Source organism: Ferruginibacter sp. HRS2-29 (assembly GCF_024343615.1).
GTDB lineage: Bacteria > Bacteroidota > Bacteroidia > Chitinophagales > Chitinophagaceae > Ferruginibacter.
This window is the reverse complement of the sequence record NZ_RJUB01000091.1, coordinates 1-1,607: the sequence shown is the minus strand read 5'-3', so window position 1 is coordinate 1,607 and position 1,607 is coordinate 1. Positions and strand designations below refer to the sequence as shown.

2 protein-coding genes are annotated in these 1,607 nt (G+C 38.3%); both read right to left on the bottom strand.

The window, feature by feature from the left end:
* Positions 1 to 728 precede the first annotated feature (728 nt).
* Positions 729 to 923: a hypothetical protein gene (locus tag EGI32_RS11170; protein ID WP_255155141.1), complete on the bottom strand. Its 195-nt coding sequence runs from the start codon at positions 921 to 923 to the stop codon at positions 729 to 731.
* Between the two features lie 242 nt (positions 924 to 1,165).
* Positions 1,166 to 1,607: SDR family NAD(P)-dependent oxidoreductase (locus EGI32_RS11165; protein WP_255155448.1), on the bottom strand; the 442-nt coding region annotated here is incomplete at its 5' end.

The window sequence follows — 1,607 nt, the reverse complement described above, 5'->3', positions numbered from 1 at the left end:
TTTTATTTTAGGGACTTTTTCATTACACGAATTAGGGAAGATAGGAATTAGGCTATTGTTTTTGAAATTGTGAAAAAATATATGACTTAAAATTCATATTATAATTATAAACATATTTGTTTTATCAGCGAAAACTGATGATTTTTTCACATAAATGCAAAAATTTTCTTCGGGAACGATGCCATAACATTTATTTAACGAATGGATATTTTTTTTGGAGATAATATTCAAGCACTACACAATACGTTTATAATAAATGATTTACGAAACCTACCATACTGTTCAGCATAATAAAATGCAGTGAAATATGAAAAAAATCTAAGAAGATCCCGATGTACTTTTGAATCAGAAAGAGAGGGAAAGGATTTTCACATGACAGGCAATCGAACAAAGCAATTGAAAAGGCCGGTCGCCAAGATAATACAAATAACAATACAGTAATATTTACTGTCAACTTTTTTCATATGGCAAGCAATCGAAAAGGTCGCTCCGTTTCTACGGAGGGACCCTTTTTATTTTAAGGAAGTTTTGATTACCCGAATTTCTAAAAAGACCAGGGACAAGGTACCACCAACAAAGCGATCATTGTTGCAATAGGTTGCCAGAATATCATACTATTTTACTGGTAAATGCCGTATTACAAAATGAATTAAAAACGCCGCGTTTTAGAACGCGGCGTTACTTTTATAAACCCCGAAGGTTTGACTATTGACTATTCACCATTCACTTCAAGCTACCATTTCCGAAAAAATAAGCAGTCTTTCCTCCGGAACCGTAATCCTGTCGGGCGTTTCGTTGCCCGGGTACACAAAACTCACTTCATATTTATTGGAGTTCTCTTCATAGGCACATACAACCGCATGTCCCGCTGGTTTGAATTCTGTGTCTAAAACAATTACTGTTTGTCCTGTAGAAAATTTCATATTGACGGTATTTGTTCGTTTCAAATTTATTGATAAGATGAAACCCATGCAACAAATATTGCGCACAGTTTAGTCACGAAAATGTTAATATGTTTTACCCTCACTACCCTATTTGTAGTAGTTTTTCAATTGTATCAACCCCTAAATAAATAGTCAGTCCGAACCCAGGAAAGTAAACTATCATAAACAGGACACTTTCCCGCAGTCGGACTGACTTACATATACAGCTGGAACGGTCCTGCTTAAAATGCGGTATCCGTTGCCAGTTTCCTGTATTTTTGCAGGTCCTTTTCTACCTGCTTTATTTTTTCTTCGGCCAATTTATAGGCATCTGCTCCCAGAAATAACATTACGGGAGGTTCCGCATCCAGCGCAGCATTGATCATCACTTCAGCGGCTTTCAACGGATCGCCAGGCTGGTTGCCATTGATACTTTGCTGATGCAATTCTTCCACTTCCCTTACATTTTTGTATTCCTCCATTTGTCTCGCAGGAACATTCAGCGAAGACGATTCAAGGAAGTTGGTACGGAAATACCCCGGCAAAACCACCGTAGCATGTATCCCGAAAGGTTTTATTTCTGCCGCCAGGGATTCTGTAAAGCCTTGTACAGCAAACTTCGTGGCGCAATAGATCCCAAAGCCCGGGAAGGCTCCGGTGAAACCACCGATGGAAGAAATGTTG

Excerpts from the sequence above, each read along its gene's own strand:
- EGI32_RS11170 (WP_255155141.1), bottom strand. The coding sequence starts at position 923 with ATGAAATTTTCTACAGGACAAACAGTAATTGTTTTAGACACAGAATTC.